Source organism: Streptomyces sp. NPDC048461 (genome assembly GCF_055587105.1).
Map to the genome: position 1 here is coordinate 1 of NZ_JBVJGW010000028.1, position 15,939 is coordinate 15,939.

17 protein-coding genes are annotated in these 15,939 nt (G+C 72.9%); 8 read left to right on the forward strand and 9 right to left on the reverse strand.

What is annotated here, in order from left to right; genetic code table 11:
- The coding region (locus ACZ6S8_RS32860; RefSeq protein WP_469461170.1) for a Glu/Leu/Phe/Val dehydrogenase dimerization domain-containing protein at nucleotides 1–517 on the reverse strand (517 nt) is incomplete at its 3' end.
- Nucleotides 518–694: 177 nt separating this feature from the next.
- On the reverse strand, nucleotides 695–2,125 hold the full coding sequence (locus ACZ6S8_RS32865) for an alpha/beta hydrolase family protein (RefSeq protein WP_469461171.1): 1,431 nt from the start codon (nucleotides 2,123–2,125) through the stop codon (nucleotides 695–697).
- Between the two features lie 232 nt (nucleotides 2,126–2,357).
- Between ACZ6S8_RS32865 and ACZ6S8_RS32870 the strand changes: the two genes are divergently transcribed.
- Nucleotides 2,358–3,887 carry a PP2C family protein-serine/threonine phosphatase gene (locus ACZ6S8_RS32870; RefSeq protein WP_469461173.1) on the forward strand — a complete coding sequence of 510 codons (1,530 nt, stop codon included), beginning with the start codon at nucleotides 2,358–2,360 and terminating at the stop codon, nucleotides 3,885–3,887.
- 48 nt (nucleotides 3,888–3,935) lie between these two features.
- Here ACZ6S8_RS32870 and ACZ6S8_RS32875 read toward each other — a convergent pair whose 3' ends face one another.
- Entirely contained in the window at nucleotides 3,936–4,463 is a 528-nt protein-coding gene (locus ACZ6S8_RS32875) for an NUDIX hydrolase family protein (RefSeq protein ID WP_469461333.1), read from the reverse strand.
- A gap of 397 nt (nucleotides 4,464–4,860) precedes the next feature.
- Between ACZ6S8_RS32875 and ACZ6S8_RS32880 the strand changes: the two genes are divergently transcribed.
- The 5 genes from ACZ6S8_RS32880 to ACZ6S8_RS32900 all read left to right on the forward strand — a co-directional run bounded on the left by ACZ6S8_RS32880 (nucleotide 4,861) and on the right by ACZ6S8_RS32900 (nucleotide 9,158).
- Complete coding sequence (locus ACZ6S8_RS32880) at nucleotides 4,861–5,619, forward strand: hypothetical protein (protein ID WP_469461174.1); 759 nt, start codon at nucleotides 4,861–4,863, stop codon at nucleotides 5,617–5,619.
- A gap of 504 nt (nucleotides 5,620–6,123) precedes the next feature.
- Entirely contained in the window at nucleotides 6,124–7,572 is a 1,449-nt protein-coding gene (locus ACZ6S8_RS32885) for a PepSY-associated TM helix domain-containing protein (RefSeq protein ID WP_469461176.1), read from the forward strand.
- Between the two features lie 115 nt (nucleotides 7,573–7,687).
- Nucleotides 7,688–7,990 carry an ArsR/SmtB family transcription factor gene (locus ACZ6S8_RS32890; RefSeq protein WP_469461178.1) on the forward strand — a complete coding sequence of 101 codons (303 nt, stop codon included), beginning with the start codon at nucleotides 7,688–7,690 and terminating at the stop codon, nucleotides 7,988–7,990.
- Complete coding sequence (locus tag ACZ6S8_RS32895) at nucleotides 7,987–8,382, forward strand: VOC family protein (protein WP_469461179.1); 396 nt, start codon at nucleotides 7,987–7,989, stop codon at nucleotides 8,380–8,382. Before ACZ6S8_RS32890 ends, ACZ6S8_RS32895 begins: the two co-directional genes overlap by 4 nt.
- 131 nt (nucleotides 8,383–8,513) lie before the next feature.
- Nucleotides 8,514–9,158 carry an HdeD family acid-resistance protein gene (locus ACZ6S8_RS32900; RefSeq protein WP_469461181.1) on the forward strand — a complete coding sequence of 215 codons (645 nt, stop codon included), beginning with the start codon at nucleotides 8,514–8,516 and terminating at the stop codon, nucleotides 9,156–9,158.
- Nucleotides 9,159–9,192: 34 nt separating this feature from the next.
- On the opposite strand, the gene ACZ6S8_RS32905 is transcribed toward ACZ6S8_RS32900, so the two are convergent.
- Together ACZ6S8_RS32905 and ACZ6S8_RS32910 are read right to left on the reverse strand one after the other, a co-directional pair.
- Nucleotides 9,193–10,389, reverse strand: a complete 1,197-nt coding sequence (locus ACZ6S8_RS32905) for a spore photoproduct lyase family protein (RefSeq protein ID WP_469461183.1) — start codon at nucleotides 10,387–10,389, stop codon at nucleotides 9,193–9,195.
- Between the two features lie 144 nt (nucleotides 10,390–10,533).
- Entirely contained in the window at nucleotides 10,534–12,039 is a 1,506-nt protein-coding gene (locus tag ACZ6S8_RS32910; RefSeq protein ID WP_469461185.1) for a cryptochrome/photolyase family protein, read from the reverse strand.
- Between the two features lie 195 nt (nucleotides 12,040–12,234).
- On the opposite strand from ACZ6S8_RS32910, the gene ACZ6S8_RS32915 reads away from it, so the two are divergent.
- Nucleotides 12,235–12,468 (forward strand): hypervirulence associated TUDOR domain-containing protein, encoded by a 234-nt coding sequence (locus tag ACZ6S8_RS32915; RefSeq protein WP_469461187.1) that lies wholly within the window; start codon nucleotides 12,235–12,237, stop codon nucleotides 12,466–12,468.
- A gap of 100 nt (nucleotides 12,469–12,568) precedes the next feature.
- Here ACZ6S8_RS32915 and ACZ6S8_RS32920 read toward each other — a convergent pair whose 3' ends face one another.
- A complete protein-coding gene (locus tag ACZ6S8_RS32920; protein ID WP_469461189.1) occupies nucleotides 12,569–12,841 on the reverse strand; it encodes a DUF3253 domain-containing protein in 273 nt (90 codons plus the stop codon).
- Nucleotides 12,842–12,891: 50 nt separating this feature from the next.
- Nucleotides 12,892–13,476, reverse strand: a complete 585-nt coding sequence (locus ACZ6S8_RS32925) for a TetR/AcrR family transcriptional regulator (protein WP_469461334.1) — start codon at nucleotides 13,474–13,476, stop codon at nucleotides 12,892–12,894.
- Nucleotides 13,477–13,572: 96 nt separating this feature from the next.
- On the opposite strand from ACZ6S8_RS32925, the gene ACZ6S8_RS32930 reads away from it, so the two are divergent.
- A complete protein-coding gene (locus ACZ6S8_RS32930; protein WP_469461190.1) occupies nucleotides 13,573–14,076 on the forward strand; it encodes a VOC family protein in 504 nt (167 codons plus the stop codon).
- Nucleotides 14,077–14,119: 43 nt separating this feature from the next.
- Here ACZ6S8_RS32930 and ACZ6S8_RS32935 read toward each other — a convergent pair whose 3' ends face one another.
- Together ACZ6S8_RS32935 and ACZ6S8_RS32940 are read right to left on the reverse strand one after the other, a co-directional pair.
- A complete protein-coding gene (locus tag ACZ6S8_RS32935) occupies nucleotides 14,120–15,088 on the reverse strand; it encodes an anti-sigma factor RsbA family regulatory protein (protein WP_469461192.1) in 969 nt (322 codons plus the stop codon).
- On the reverse strand, nucleotides 15,085–15,885 hold the full coding sequence (locus tag ACZ6S8_RS32940) for an MEDS domain-containing protein (protein WP_469461193.1): 801 nt from the start codon (nucleotides 15,883–15,885) through the stop codon (nucleotides 15,085–15,087). Before ACZ6S8_RS32940 ends, ACZ6S8_RS32935 begins: the two co-directional genes overlap by 4 nt.
- Between the last annotated feature and the right edge of the window lie 54 nt (nucleotides 15,886–15,939).

Sequence of the window (15,939 nt, forward strand, 5' to 3'; positions counted from 1 at the left end):
CGATGTCACCCGCCGGCACATCCGTGTGCTCCCCGATGTGCCGGTACAGCTCCGTCATGAACGACTGACAGAACCGCATCACCTCCGCATCCGACCTCCCGCGCGGATCGAAGTCACTGCCCCCCTTGCCACCACCGATACCCAAACCCGTCAGCGCATTCTTGAACACCTGCTCGAAACCGAGGAACTTCACCACACCGATGTCCACCGACGGATGAAAACGCAAACCCCCCTTGTACGGACCCAGCGCACTGTTGAACTCCACCCGGAAACCACGATTGACATGCACCCGACCCCGGTCATCCGTCCACGGAACCCGGAAGACGATCTGACGCTCCGGCTCCGTGAGCCGCTCGACCAGGGCCACGGCGGGGTCGGCGAACTCGGGGCGCGCCGCGAAAACCGGTGCCAGCGTGTCCAGGACCTCGCGCACCGCCTGGTGGAACTCGGGCTGGGCGGGGTTGCGACGCTCGATGTCGACCCGCAGGTCGTCCAGCCTGTCCTTCGGATCCTTCACTGTGCAGTCCTATCGGGAGTCGCCGGTGGCCCCCTGGGGGCCCGGATCGGGGAGCGTAACCCGAGGCCGACCGGCCACCACGAGACTTTGTGATCTTCCGACAAGGACGGTGCGGGCGGGCCCGGTTGCGACGCCACGACGGCGGGAGACGACGGGAGACAGCGGGAGACGACGGGGTCAGCTGCCCGGCAGGGTCTGCTGGAGCCAGTCGAAGACGACCTCGCAGTGCAGTTGGGGTGCCATCGGGGAGCAGTGGAGCTGGGCGCCCTGCGCCGCGGTGAGCTTGAGGTAGTCCTTGGGAGCGGTGAGTTTGTCGTACATCTGGCGCGGCTGGCCCGGGTAGAACTGCTCGTCGTCGTAGTCCAGCACCAGGGTGGGCGCCTTGATGCGGCCCACCACGGAGCTGATCGAGAGTGCCCGGATCCGGGTGGCCGGGGTGTAGAAGTCGGTGAACAGCTTGCCCTGGCGGGCTTCCAGCATCGCCGGGGCGGAGAAGGGCTCGAAGCGCTTCTTCATGACGGCGGCCGCGTCCGGCGGGAGTTCGGGAACGACCTCCTTGTTCCAGATGTCGTTCGTCTCCTCCTTGTCGGGCGTGAGGATCTTCCGGATCTCCGGCGGGAAGCCGAGCCACGGTTCGACGCAGCCGGGCATGGCGACCAGTGCGGCGATCCGGTCGTCGAACGCGGCGGCCCTGGGGGCGAGGTCGCCGGCCATGCTCAGGCCGGTCAGGGCGATCCGCTTCGGATCCACGTCCGGGCGGGCGGTCAGCCAGTCGACGAGCGGGCTGACGACCTTCTCCCAGGTGGGGGTGAACACCACCCGGTCGACGAAGAGCAGCTGCCCCTGGCCCGGCCCGTCGTAGACGAGCGCGTTCCAGCCGCGCGCGAGGGCGGCGGGAACTCCGTAGGTCCACATGTCGACGTTCTGGCCGTCGCTGCCGTTGGTCAGGATCACGGTCGGCCGGGGGGTGTCCGACTCGTCGGGGCGGAAGAACCACACCGGCAGGGGGGTCGTGCCGTACGGGACGGCGGCCTTCACGGCAGCCGGTTCGCACAGGTCGCAGAAGGTGTCCCAGGCGCCCCGGCCGGCCTTGTACAGCTGTTCCTCGCTGCCCGGGTCGTCGGACCCGAGGACGAAGAAGAGGGCCTGGCCGTAGTACTGGGCGGCGCGCAGTGCCCGGAACCGCTTGGTCTGGTCGTCGGCCGGTGCGCCGGGCGGTGCCTTGAGCAGCTGATCGCCCAGGGCACGGAACGTCGAGACGTACGTCTGTGCGGAGAGGCCCGCCCCGTTGATCGCGTTCACGGCGGTCAGGACTTCGCCGACCTCGCTTGCGCCCGCGCCGGCGGCGCCGAGGGCGAGCAGGCCGTTGAAGTTGTAGGCGGGGTCCTTGAAGAGCGTCATCGCGCCCGGGGTGGGGTTGTCCGCGGCCCCACCGGTCGGCGCGGAGCCGCTGGGCGTGGGGGCCGCCGCTCCGGAGATGCCTCCGGGGGCGCAGCCTGCGGCGAGTGCCGCCGCCCCCGCGCCGGCGACGAGCAGGGCGCGGCGGGTGGGGCCGGACTCACGGGCGGTCTCACGGGCGGACCCACCGTCGTTGCGTACGCGTGCCATACCCACCGAACGTAGTCCCGACCCCGTACGGCGGCCTCCCGTGTGCTCCGAACGGGTCACGCCCGGGGTTCGGCTCCTGGCGGCCGGGGCCGCCGGAAGGTCTCCCGACAGCGTGGCGCGCACGTACGTCCGGTGAAGGGGGCACGATGGGACGGCCGTGAGTGCAGACGCCGGTACACGGCCTCGGCCGGCAGGAGGCCACGGCCCGGCGCGGCCGGAAGGAGTCCGGAGCATGGGTGCGATCGAGCCTTCGCGGGGCGATGCCGACGGGATGTGGGACGCCGCGTCCGCGCAGGGCGGCCTGCTCGACGTACTGGGCGTCGCGGCCGTCCTCCTCGACGCCGAAGGCCGGATCGACCTGTGGAGCCCGCAGGCCGAGGACCTGTTCGGGTACACGGCCGAGGAGGCGCTCGGCGAGTTCGCGGGCCGCCTGCTCCTCCACGAGGAGCACCTGGCGGTCGTACTGGACATGTTCGCCCAGGTCATGGAGGGCAGGGGCAACTGGGCGGGCACCTTCCCCGTCCGCCACAAGGACGGCAGCACGCGCATGGTCGAGTTCCGCAACATGCGGCTGCTGGACTCCCAGGAGGAGTACTACGCCCTGGGCCTGGCCGCGGACCAGGCGACGGTGCGGCAGGTCGAGCGGGACCTGGCGCTGGCCGCACGGCTGGTGGCCCAGTCTCCGATCGGCCTGGGCGTGCTGGACACCGACCTGCGGTACGTGTCGGTCAATCCCGCGGAGGAGCGTCTCAACGGGGTGTCGGCCGCCGAGCACATCGGGCGGCACGTCCACGAAGTGCTGCCTGCGGTGGACGCGTCCTTCGAGGCGGCGATGCGCGAGGTCCTGGCGACCGGCGTCCCCATCGTGGACCAGTACACCGTCGGCCGTACCCCGGCCGATCCGGACCACGACCACGCCTGGTCCATCTCGTTCTACCGGCTGGAGGCCCCCAACGGGAACGTGCTGGGCGTGGCCACCTCCAGCGTGGACGTCACCGAGCGGCACCGCGCCGTGGAGGAACAGCGCCACACCGCCCTCACCCTCCAGCACAGCCTGCTGCCCCGCACGCCCCCGCGGCGGCCCGGCCTGGAAGTCGCCACCCGCTACCGGCCCGCCCAGGCCACCATGGAGATCGGCGGCGACTGGTTCGACGTGATCCCCCTCAGCGGCGACAAGACGGCCCTCGTCGTCGGCGACGTCATGGGCAGCGGAGTCGGGGCCGCGGCCAGCATGGGGCAGCTGCGCACCGCCACCCGGACGCTGGCCGACCTCGACCTCGATCCCGCGCAGGTCATGTACCACCTCGACCACGTCACCGAGAGCCTCGACACCATCGCGACCTGCGTCTACGCCGTCTACGACCCGAGCACGGCGCAGTGTCGCCTGGCCCTCGCCGGGCACCTGCCGCCCGTGCTCCTCCGCGCGAACGGCACCCGCGAGCTCCTCGACCTGCCCACCGGCGCGCCGCTGGGCGGCTGCGGCGTCCCGTTCCACGCCACCAGCATCGCCATGGGGGCGGGCGACCAGCTCGTCCTGTACACCGACGGGCTGGTCGAGACCCGCGATGCGCCGCTCGACGCCCGGCTCGCCGTCCTGCTCGACGTCCTGAACGACCCGGAACGCTCGCTGGACGACACCTGCGACCAGCTCCTGCACACCCTGCGCCACCCGGGAGACCACGACGACGTGGCCCTGCTCATCGCCCGGGCCACGCGGGCCGCGGAGGGCGGAGGCCCCACGCCGGCGGACCGGGTCCCGTAGGGGGTGCGGTACGGGCGGGTGGGGTGCACCCGCCCGTACCGCCCCGGCTCAGTAGGTGTGCCCCGCGTACGCGAGCGCCTGCTTGAGCAGGACCCCGTGTCCGCCCGGCATTTCGTTCTGCACGGACACGGAGGCGGCCTCCTCCGGGCTGAGCCAGACCAGGTCCAGCGCGTCCTGCCGGGGCCGGCAGTCGCCGGTCACCGGGACGATGTAGGCGAGGGACACGGCGTGCTGGCGGGGATCGTGGTAGGAGGTGACGCCCACCGTGGGGAAGTACTCGGCGACCGTGAAGGGCTGGAGGGAGGCCGGCACCCGGGGCAGGGCCATCGGACCGAGGTCCTTCTCCAGGTGGCGCAGCAGTGCGTCCCGGACCCGCTCGTGGTGCAGGACGCGGCCGGAGACCAGCGTCCGGCTGACCGTCCCGTCCGGGCCGATGCGCAACAGCAGTCCGATGCTGGTGACTTCGCCGCTGGTGTCCACGCGTACGGGCACGGCCTCCACGTAAAGGATCGGCATCCGGGCCCTGGCCAGTTCCAGCTCGTCGCTGGTCAGCCAACCGGGCGTGGTTTCGGTCATGTCAGACATTGCTTGATCATACTTTCCGGGTGCGGCGGGCGCAGGATCCCGGGAAGAGTTCACGTCCGCCGAAGTCGGGGCGAAGGCCCCGGCCTTCACCGCGGCTTCCGGTCAAGGGCCGGTCGGGGCAGGGCCGGTCGGGGCAGGGCCGGTCGTCGACCCCGGGGCAATCTTGAACGAGCGGATCGGCACGTTGGTCACGACCGTACCGGCCGGGGGGCGGCACGGGTGACGGCCGCGTGACGTACGACGCGGCTCCCCGCACGGGTCCGGCGCCTCCCGGGCTGCGGGGCGGCGCACCGTGCCCGAAGCCGTGCGGCGGCGGGGCTGCGGGGCTCGGGCTGCCCGGTGACCGCGTCCACCGATATCCTGAGGACTTGCCTCGGGGTACTCCCTCATGAAGGGCAGCACCATGATCCGGCAGACGAACCGGCGTCGTTGCCTCCTGCTCCTCGCGGCCCCGCTCCTCGCCTCCTCGGTCGCCCTCACCCCCGCCTTCGCGGCCCAGGGCCGCTCGGCGGAGCCGGGGGCCGCGCCCGCGGCGCCCTCCTGCGAGCTGGTGCCGGGCGCCGGCGCCAAGCCGGGCGCGGACGTGCGCTACAAGCTGCACCTCGGCGGGTTCGCCGCGAACCAGTCGGTGCGGGTCGACGGGCCGAAGACCACCTTCCGCGCCACGGTGAACGCCAAGGGCGAACTGGACCGGCCGGGCCTGCAGCACGGCGCGTACGGCGTCGTCGCCTACAAGGCGGGCGGGGGCCAGCAGGGCAAGCGCGTCACCTGCGCGAAGCCTCCCCCGCCGAAGCCGTCCGACGGCAAGCAGAGCGTCAAGGTCGGGAAGGTCGAGGTGGTCGTCCTGACGCCGCCCGGGTCGGTCATCGACTGCGCCAAGGGCACCACGGCGGAGTTCGACGGCAAGATCACCGCCACCGGGCCGGGCAAGGTCCGGTACCACTGGACGTTCGCCTCCAGTTCCGACCCGGTCTCCCCGGGTACCGCGGACTTCGGCAAGGGCACGAGTACGAAGGCGCTGCTGCACGTGGTGCAGGTGCCGGGCCAGGCGAACGCCTCGACCGTGAGCACCTTCGTCACCCTGCACCTGCCGGACCAGAAGATGACCGCGCGGAGCGCGCAGGTGACCTTCACCTGCCAGAAGTAGCCCTACCGGCACGGGCGGGCCCGGGCGGGCCGCTTCGAACGGGCGCACTGGATTGACGCGGTGCCGCTTCAGACCGGACGGCCCGCCCTGGAGGACGCCTTCAGGCGTGGAGTCGTCGCCTGCTGCCGGAGTTCCGCCGCCGCCGCCCCTGGAGGGCTGCGGCGTTCCCGCGTACCCCTGCGCTCCCCGGCGGCCCCCGGTTCCCCGAACGCCTGCACCCCCTGGAGGCGGAGGCGGCCGTCGCCGCGCGAAAACCGGCGGAAACCAGATGGGGTTCCCGTCCGACTACATGGGAGAGGTGATCAGGCGCCGACAGGCGGTCCCTCGCGCGAACGCACCAGGAAGAGGAGCCGTGTCGGGACTGAAGGATGGGTTGACCTGCATGTTCGACGGCCGATGTACCGGGCGCGGCACCCGGTTACGGCGCCCGCTCGCGGCGCACACCACCTATCGGCTTCGCCGTACGCGCACGGACAGGGCGCGCGTACTGATTGGGGAACACGCATGTCTTCAGCCATCGGTCACGACACGCAGGGGTCGGCCGACGCCGCAACGGCCCCGGGGGAACCCTCCGGGCGCTCGTGGCGGGGTGCGCGCGCCCTGCTGCTGCGGATGCACTTCTACGCAGGGGTGTTCGTCGCCCCGTTCCTCCTCGTCGCGGCCCTCACCGGGCTGATCTACACCGTCACGCCCCAGCTCGACCAGCTCGTGTACGGCGACCGGCTGCGCGTGGAGCAGGTCGGCGACCGTGCCCGTCCGCTGGCGGAGCAGATAGCGGCGGCACGGGCCGCGCACCCGGAGGGCTCCCTCGCTTCCGTCACCACACCCGCGCGGCCGCAGGACACCACCCGGGTGGTGCTGTCCGTACCCGAGTTGGGCGAGCGGCAGCGCACCGTCTTCGTCGACCCGTACACCGCGCAGGTACGGGGCGAGCTCACCACCTGGTACGGATCGACTCCGCTGACCACCTGGCTGGACGACCTGCACCGGAACCTCCACCTGGGCGAGACCGGCCGTCTCTACTCCGAGGTCGCCGCGAGCTGGCTCTGGGTGGTCGTCGCGGGTGGTCTGGTGCTGTGGATCGGCCGCAGCCGCGGGCAGCGCGCCCGGTCGGCCCGCGGAGTCCTGCTGCCGGACCGGGCCGCCAAGGGGGTGCGGCGGACGCGCAGCCTCCACGCGGCGACGGGCGTGTGGCTCGCGCTCGGCCTGTTCTTCCTCAGCGCCACCGGCCTGACCTGGTCGCACCACTCCGGCGAGCGTTTCGGGCAGCTGCTGGACGCGGTCAAGGGCCGCGCGCCGGAGCTCGACACGCTGCTGCCCGGCGCGCAGCCGCCGCCGGCCGGCGAGGAGGGCGGGGAGCACGCGGGCCACGGCGCTGGCGGGAAGACCGCCGACGCCGATCCGGCCGCCTTCGACACGGCGCTGGACGCTGCCCGCGGGGCGGGGCTGGGGGGCACCGTCGAGGTGACGCCCCCTGCCGACGCCTCCCGCGCGTGGGTCGTGGCGCAGACGGACAACGTCTGGCCGGTGCACTACGACCGGGTCGCCGTGGACACCGGCACGAGCCGGGTCGTCTCGCACACCCGGTGGGCGGACCACCCGCCGGCGGCCAAGCTCAGCAAACTCGGCGTCCAGGGCCACATGGGCGTGCTCTTCGGAGTGGCCAACCAGATCGCGCTGGCCGTCGTCGCACTCGGCCTGGTCCTGGTCACCCTGTGGGGCTATCGCATGTGGTGGCAGCGCCGCCCCACCCGCGGGGACCGCAAGGCCGCCCTGGGCAAGGCCCCGGCCCGCGGCGCCTGGCGCACGCTGCCCCTGCCGGCTCTCGTGGTCGGGCTCCCGGCCGTGGTGGCGCTGGGCTGGGCGCTGCCGGTCCTGGGGATCACCCTGCTCGGCTTCCTCGTCCTCGACGGGGCCGCCGGCCTCGTCCGCCGACGCCGGGCGGGAGCGTAGCGGGATCCGGGGCGCAGGGGGGCCGGGCGCGGGAGGCACCGGGCCCGGACACGTGAGCGGGCGGACGCGTCGCCTCGACTTGATAGGCAAGTCTGTGGTTGCCTATCCTCCGGGCGTGGCCGACGACCTCTTCAAAGCCTTGGCCGACCCCACCCGCCGCACCATCCTCGACGAGCTCACGGAAAGGTCCGGACAGACGCTGTTCGAGATCTGTGCGCGCCTGAGCACGAAGCACCGGCTCGGCATCTCGCGCCAGGCGGTCTCCCAGCACCTCGCCGTGCTGGAGGCCGCCGGACTCGTCGAGACCAGACGGGAGGGCCGTTACAAGTTCCACGACCTGAACACGGCCCCGTTGCGGCAGATCGCCGAGCGGTGGCCCGCGCCCGTCCCGTCCGACCCCGAGGAGAGCACCCCGTGAAGATCCACATGACCAGCGTCTTCGTCGACGACCAGGCCGAGGCCCTGCGCTTCTACACCGAGATCCTCGGATTCGTGAAGAAGTACGACGTCCCCGTGGGCGGGACGGCCCGGTGGCTGACGGTCGTCTCGCCGGACGACCCGGGCGGCACCCAGCTCCTCCTGGAGCCCTCCGGCCACCCGGCCGTCGGGCCGTACCGCGACACGCTCGTCAAGGACGGCATCCCGCTGGCCCAGTTCGCCGTCGAGGACGTGCACGCGGAGTACGAGCGCCTGCGCGCCCTCGGGGTGCGGTTCACCCAGGAGCCGCTGGACATGGGCGTCGTCACCACCGCCGTCTTCGACGACACCTGCGGCAACCTGATCCAGATCGCCACCCAGCCCCAGCAGTAACCGGCAACGTGGTTCGGGGTCGCTTCCGCGCCTCGGGCGCCGTCCGCCCGGCCGGAGCGGCGAGTCGTACCCCTGCGGCCTAAAATGAGTCCGTCAGGCAAGGACTCCGTCCGGCCGGCCCGGGAGGCGTGATGACCGTTGTCCCCGATGCGGTACCGCAAGGTCCGAGGGGCCCACAAGGCCCGCAGAGCGACCCCGAGGACGTTCTCAAGCGGCTCGGAGGATCGTGGCACTGGGCGCTCGGCTTCGCCCTGGCCACCCTGATCCCGGGCATCCTCGTCCTCGTCTGGCCCGACGAGACGCTGCACGTCCTGGCCGTGATCATCGGTCTGCAGTTGCTGGTGGCCGGCGGCTTCCGGTTCGTCACGGCCTTCTCCCACAGCAGTGACGACGGCGGCAGCAGGCTGGCGGGCGTCCTCATCGCCGTGCTCGCGTTCCTGGCGGGCGTCCTGGTGCTGCGGCACCCGATGCAGACGATCGGCGCCCTGTCCCTGATCGTCGGCGTGTTCTGGCTGCTGACCGGGGTGCTCACGGCGTACGTGGCGATCGCCGACCGGGGGCTCCTGCACCGTGGCTTCCTGTTCGCCCTGGGCGCCCTCGGCACCGTCGCCGGGATCGTGGTGCTCTGCTTCCCGGTGGACTCCGCGGTCGCCCTGACCCGCCTGCTGGGACTCTGGCTCGTCCTGCTGGGCGTGTTCGAAGTGGTGATGGCCTTCGCGCTGCGCTCCGCCACCCGCAGGCTCGTCGATCCCGCCGGGATGGATCCCGGGCGGTGACCGGCGGCACGCGGCGCCCGTACGGGACCTGCCGTCAGAAGGCGTACCGGATGCGCAGCCACGGCGCGTGGGTGGCCACCAGCGTGCGCATCGTCCCGACCGCGCCGGCCTTCACGCCGTCGCGGTAGCGGACGTTGGTGCTGCCGTTCTCGGAGCGTTTGGGCTGCTGGATGCCGGGCTGCCACAGGGCGTCCTCGGCGCGCGGGTGCCAGCCGAGGTTCAGTTCGTGGAGTTCCCGGTTGTGCGTCAGCATGATCACCTCAGCTGCCGCCTGCTCCTTGACCGCGCGCGGCAGGACGTCGTCCATATGGGTCAGCAGGAGCGCCCAGTCCCGTTCCCAGCCGGGCCGGACGACCACGGGCGAGAGGTTGAAGTGGACCTCGTACCCCGCTTCCAGGAAGTCGCCCGCGGCGGCGATCCGGCTCTCCACCGGGCTCGTGCGGACGTCCAGCAGCTTGGAGTCCTCCTGCGGCATGACGGAGAACCGTACGCGGGTGCGACCGCGCGGATCGCACAGCAGCAGGTCCGGGTTGACGAACTTGGTGGCGAAGGAGGCCTTGGCGGTCGGCCAGCGGGCGAAGGCGCGGATCAGGTCTCCCACGTTCTCGCTGATCAGGGCGTCCACCGAGCAGTCGCTGTTCTCCCCGATGTCGTAGACCCATGCGGCCGGGTCGCACTGGTTGGCCTCCGGCTTGGGGCCCAGGCGCGCGACGTGACGGGAGAGGTGGGCGGTGATGCGCTCGATGTTGGTGAACACGGTGATCGGGTTGGCGAACCCCTTGCGCCGCGGGACGTAGCAATAGGCGCAGGCCATGGCGCAGCCGTTGGCGTGTCCGGGGGCGATCCAGTCCGCGGAGCGGCCGTTGGGGCGCGTGGTCAGCGTCTTCCGCTCCCCGAGGACCAGGACCTCGCTCTTGATGCGGACCCAGCGGTCGACGTTCCCCTCGTTGCCGTGGAGGTCCGGGATCCCCCAGTGCGAGTCCACCGGCACGACCTCGGCCCCGGGAAAGCGGGCGAGGACCTGCCGCCCGCGCGGCGAGGCGGCGGCACCGGGCTCGGCGTGGATCCGCCGCACCGACAGCAGCCGGCGCGCGGCCGGAGTGTCGCGGAACAGCGGACGGCCGTCGCCCGGGCTGCGGCGCTCCTGCCCGGTGTCGAGATCCTCCAAGCCGAACAGGGCGTCCGCGGGCCCGTCCGGCGGGCCCGTGTCGTACGGCTGGGCGGCGCCCATGTGCGTCTCCTCTCCTGCGGATCCGGGTGGCCGGCCGGCCGAGGGGCACGGGCGGGAGCCCGGACGAGCCCGGCGCGGGCCGCCGCGGGTGACCTACCACTGTAGGCGGCCCCTGGGCGCCACCGGGGCACGCCCCGGGGCGCCTCAGGGCGGGGTGTCTCCCGCGTCGCGGTGCGCCCGGACGACCTGCGCGAGGTCGCCCAGCCGGTCCAGGCCCCGCACGGCCCGGGCCATGCGCGGGTTGCCCTCCAGGCGGGCGCGGTGCCGCTCCAGGAAGGACCAGTAGCCGACGGTGTACGGGCAGGCCCGCTCGCCCGTGCGGTCGCCGGGCCGGTAGCGGCAGCCCCCGCACAGGTCGCTCATCCGGTGGATGTAGGCGCCGCCCGAGGTGTAGGGCTTGGTCGTCATCAGCCCGCCGTCCGCGTACTGCGACATGCCCACCACGTTCGGCAGCATCACCCAGTCGTAGCCGTCGACGAAGCAGCGGTGGAACCAGTCGGTCACCTCCGCGGGGTCCCAGCCCTGCTGCAGCGCACGGCTGCCGAGGACCATCAGCCGGGGGATGTGGTGCGTCCACCCCGTGTCCCGCACCTGCGCCAGCACGGTGGACAGGCAGCGGGCACCGGGCGCGTCCGCGTCCAGCTCAGCGAACCACGGGGGCAGGGGCGCCGTGTGCCGCAGGTCGTTGCGGTGCCGGTACTCCTCGCCGAGGTGCCAGTACAGGTTCCACACGTACTCGCGCCAGCCGCAGACCTGCCGGACGAAGCCCTCGGCGCTGTTGAGCGGCACGAGCCCGGCCCGCCAGGCCTCCTCGGCCCGGCTCACGCACTCCCACGGGTCGAGGAGGCCGAGGTTGAGCGAGGAGGACAGCAGGCTGTGGCTCATCACCGGGTCGCCGGCCAGCATGGCGTCCTCGTGCGCGCCGAAGCCGGCGAGGCGGTGCGTGACGAAGTGGTCGAGCGCGGCCAGTGCCTCGCGGCGGCTCGCGGGGAACAGGCGGGGGCCGTCGCGGCCCACGAAGGTGATCCCCTCCTCGCGTTCCCACCGGTCCAGGTCCCGCCGGACGCCCTCGTCGATCTCGTCCTCCCGGGGCCGGTACGGCGCCGGCGCACCCAGCGTGGTCCGGCCGCGGGGCGGGGGCTCGCGGTTGTCGTGGTCCAGGTTCCAGCGGCCGCCCGCCGGCCGGTCCCCCTCCATCAGGATGTCGTGGGTGCGCCGGGTGTGCTCGTACAGGTTCTCCTGGAGCAGCCTCCGCCCCTTCTGCCGGGCGGCCCAGTCGGCGAACTCCCGGTGCCCGACGAGGAACCCGCGGGCCGGGTGGACCGTGACCTGCGGCAGCGAGGCCACCAGGGAGAGGGCGGCACGGGAGGTGGGGTGGTGCACGGAGACCGGTGCGTCGCCGACGGCGCGCGCCAGGCCTTCCCGGTACGTCTCCGCCTCGACGTACCGCACGCTCCGGCCGAGGTCGGCCGCACGGTGACGCATGGCGCTGAGCACCAGATGGGCCTTGGCCCGGTGGAACCTCCGGCGCCGGAAGACGGCCCGGGACTCGATGAGCAGCCACCGGGTGTTCCGCGGGGTCCCGCCGGCGGCGGTGGCGGTGAAGTGCGGGCCGAGCTGGTCGCCGAACAACCAGTGCACTGGACTCATGCCCCCATCCAAGCAACCCGGTCCGGGCCCGCGAGGGCTGACGCGGCCGTTCCGTACGGCTCGAACGCCCGTGTCACGGCCCGGCCGGAAGGTGCGCGTGCGGGCCGCGGGCCCGAGGCTGGAACAGGGGCGCCGAACCGGGCACGGCCGCGCCGCCGGACCGGGGCGGCCGGCTCCCACAGGAGGGAGAGGAACATGGCGAGCGCCGGCAAGGACGACCTCGGCCGGGGTGACGAGGTCACGTGGAAGAGCCACGGCCAGGAGGTGACGGGCCGCGTGAAGAAGAAGATCACGAAGCGTACGCGGGCCGCGGGCCGCACCGTCGACGCCTCGGAGGAGCAGCCGCAGTACGAGGTGGAGAGCGGGGCGACCGGACGCGACGCCGTCCACAAGCCGGGCGCACTGCGCAAGAAGGGCCGCTCCTCCTGACGGCCGGCGCCCCGGACGGAGCCGCCCGCGACGCAGCCGGCGCCGGACCGAGCTGCCCGCCGGACCGTGCTGCCCGCCGGTCGGTCGCGTACCGGGCCGGTCAGCGGGCGCGGCGGATGCGGATCGGGCCGTGCGCCCGCGCCGGCTCGACGGGGCGGCCCGCCTGGGTGATCTCCACCTCGCCCGCCGCCACCAGCCGCCGGGCCGCCCGGCGGGCCGGCTCCATGAGCGCGCGCCAGCCGTCACCCTCCCCGGCGTACACGGCCCGCGCCGCGTCGGAGGGGCAGATCGACGCGGTCGGGCCGCGGCGCTCCAAGAGCTCCAGGATGGCGCGCTCCAAGCGGCGTTCCGTCTGCCGTCCACTGTCCGTCACTCCCCCAGTGTCGCGCGGGGCAGCGGGCGGGGGATCCGGGACGCGCGCGGTCAGGCCGCCGGGGTGCGCAGCCCGGCCAGGAGCCCGTCGAGCGCCCGTTCCGCGGCCCGGGCGTCCCCGCCGCCGGCGATCCACAGCGCGGCCTCGTTCATGGCGCCCGAGAGCAGCCGGGCCAGGGGCTCCACCGGCTGTTCGACGATGATCCCGGCCGCGACGAGGGACGCCAGGGCTTCCGCGAGGTGCCGGGCGGAGGCCTGCTCGTCCAGGGTCCGCCACTCGTCCCAGCCCAGCACGGTCGGCGCGTCGACCAGCAGGATCCGTCGTACCGCCGGGTCGGTCCCGGCGGCCAGGAAGGCCCGGCAGCCGGCCCCGAGCTGCTCCCACGGATCCTCGTGCCGCTCGGCTTCGGCCGCGACCCGCTCGCCCAGTTCCCGCTGGACCTCCGCGACCACGGCCCGGAAGAGCCCGGCCTTGCTGGCGAAGTGGTGGTAGGCGGCCCCCTTGGTGACCCCGGCGGCCCGCGCCACCTCGGCCAGCACCACGTGGTGGTACCCGCCGGCCGCGAACCCCCGCCGCCCCTCGTCCAGCAGCGCCTGCCGCGTCGCCGCCCGCTGCTCCGCCCGGTTGACCGCCATCGCGCGCACCGCCCTTTCCATTTCGCGTACCGGGGGTATGCTAACGGCATGACTCACATACCCGAGGTATGCAAAACGGGACCGAAGGAGTCCGCCATGGCCACGGAACCCGCGATCACCCCCGCTGTCACGCCTGGAGTAACGCCCGCCGCCCCGCCCACGAAAGGGCCCGAGCCTGCGCCCGCGCTCGGCGGCTTCTATCCGGTGCTCGCCACCCGGGACGTGGCGGCCTCCCGCGCCTTCTACACGCGCCACCTCGGGTTCGAGGTGACCTTCGAGGCCGACTGGTACGTCAGCCTGCGCCGCCCCGACGCCCCGCAGTACGAACTGGCCCTCCTCGACCCGGCCCACCCGACCGTTCCCGAGGGCCACCGGGTCGCGCTCCGGGGCGGCCTGCTGCTGAACTTCGAAGTCGGCGACGTGGACTCCGAGTACCGGCGGCTCGTGTCGGAGGCCGGCCTGAGCGAGGTACTGCCGCTGCGCACCGAGGAGTTCGGCCAGCGCCACTTCATCATCGCCGCGCCCGACGGCGTGCTGATCGACGTCATCACCGTCATCCCGCCCGGCGAGGCGTACGCCGCGCACTACGCGGACGCCTGACCACCGCGCGGCCCTCCGGGCCGGGCCCCTGCCGGCAAGGCCCCTACCGGTGTCGCAGGGCGTCCATGTGCAGGCGGATCGTGGTGCCCACCTCGCGGGTGGAGCGGACTTCGACGAGGTCGCACAGCTGGTGGGCGAGCCACAGACCGCGGCCGCCGATCTGGTCCGGCTCGGGACGGCTGCGGCCGGCCAGCACGTCGGGGATGTAGCCGGAGTCGCGGAACTCGCACAGGAACGTCTCGTCCTGGGCCCAGGTGCGCAGGGTCCCGCCGCCCCCGCCGTGGCGAATGCTGTTCGTGGCGATCTCGGTGACGGCGACGGCGAGCTTCGGCAACCGGTCCGGGGAGACGCCCGCGTCGGACGCGCACTGGGACACCTTCGAGCGGATCGCGGCCAGGTCGCCGTGTGCGTAACTCAGCTCCTGGAACGGATCGCAGGGTGCGGTCAGCGCGTCGAAGGCGTACTCATCGCCGCCGAGGTACTCCTCGTTGGGTGCGTACTGCCCGTCGCGGCGGATCTGCGGGTGACAGCGGGAGAGCAGCCGCAGGGCGTCCTCGTCGTCGTCGGCCGCGTCGTACGGGCACAGCATCGACCGCGTGGAGCTGCGCGCGAAGGCCCGGTTCAACAGCCATTCGTGATAGCGCAGTTCCGACAGGTGCGCCGTATCGCGTGCCTGGCGCCAGGCGGTTTCGCCGATGCCCCGCACGGTCCTGCCCTCTTCGCCGCTCCCGTTCATCCAGGCCGACCAGGCGGCGATGTGCCGGCCGGGGTTGGCGCCGGCCGTCGTGGTGTCGACGAAGGTGACGGCCGGTTCGTCGGCGAGCTCGCCGCGCAGGAGCGAGGTCTTGTCCGAGGGGACGGCCACGACCACCGCCTCGTCGGCTTCCAGTGCCTCGTGGATGAAGTCCAGTGTCCCGGACAGGAACTGGTCCTCCCCGCGGTACGGGTAGAGCTCGTGGCGGAAGCCGGTCCCGTCCGGGCCGGTCGGCTTAGAAGGCACGGTCGCGGTCATGCCGCCATCACCACCGGCACGCCCGCCGCCGCGTATCCCGCCAGTTCCCAGCACAGTCGCACGATCTCGTTGGCACCTTCCACGACGATCCGGCGGTCGGGCAGGTGACGGGCCGCGTCGACCAGGGCGTGCATGCCGGCCGCATCGATGATCTCCAGGGCGTCGAACCTCAGCCGCACCGTGGGCGTGCACCGCATCGCGGCGCGGACGACGGCGTTGAAGGCCGCCGCGCACTCCGAGTCCACCACTCCGTCCACGCTCCATCTGTCCGTTCCCGTGCTGAACATCCGGAAAGCAGGACGCGCGGCGCGCGTTCCCGTCTCGTGCGGATGTACGCAGGCCGCCTGTTCCAGCGCGGAAGCCTCCCACTGGGCGGGCCTGAACGCGCACACCACGATCGCACCGCTCTCCGAGGCGAACTCGTCCAGCTTCAGCTCACGCGCCAGCAGTTCCTCGGCGCCGCCGGGCGCCGCCGCCGGGGTCCGCTCGGCCAGGACCCGTACGGACCGGAAGCCCTCGCGCACCGCCGTACGGGCTTCCCGCCGGACCGCGGCCAGCATGACGTCCGTGTCCGCCGGGTGCGGCAGATCGAGGACCACGGAGGCCGGATGCCCGCCGTCCCGCCGGATCTCGGTGGAACCGAGGGACCCGATGACCACGACCTTGTCCCCGTAGAGGGCCCCGTCGGCGACATAACCCCGTGCGTCGGCGAACGTGGCTGCCGGATCCATGCGCCAGCAGACGTGGTCACCCAGCTCGACCTCGTCCAACCGTGCCAAAGCCCGCGCCGCTCTCACCTCGCCGCCTCCCCGACGTCGACTCGACCTGCGAACACAGCACCCTACTGGCCG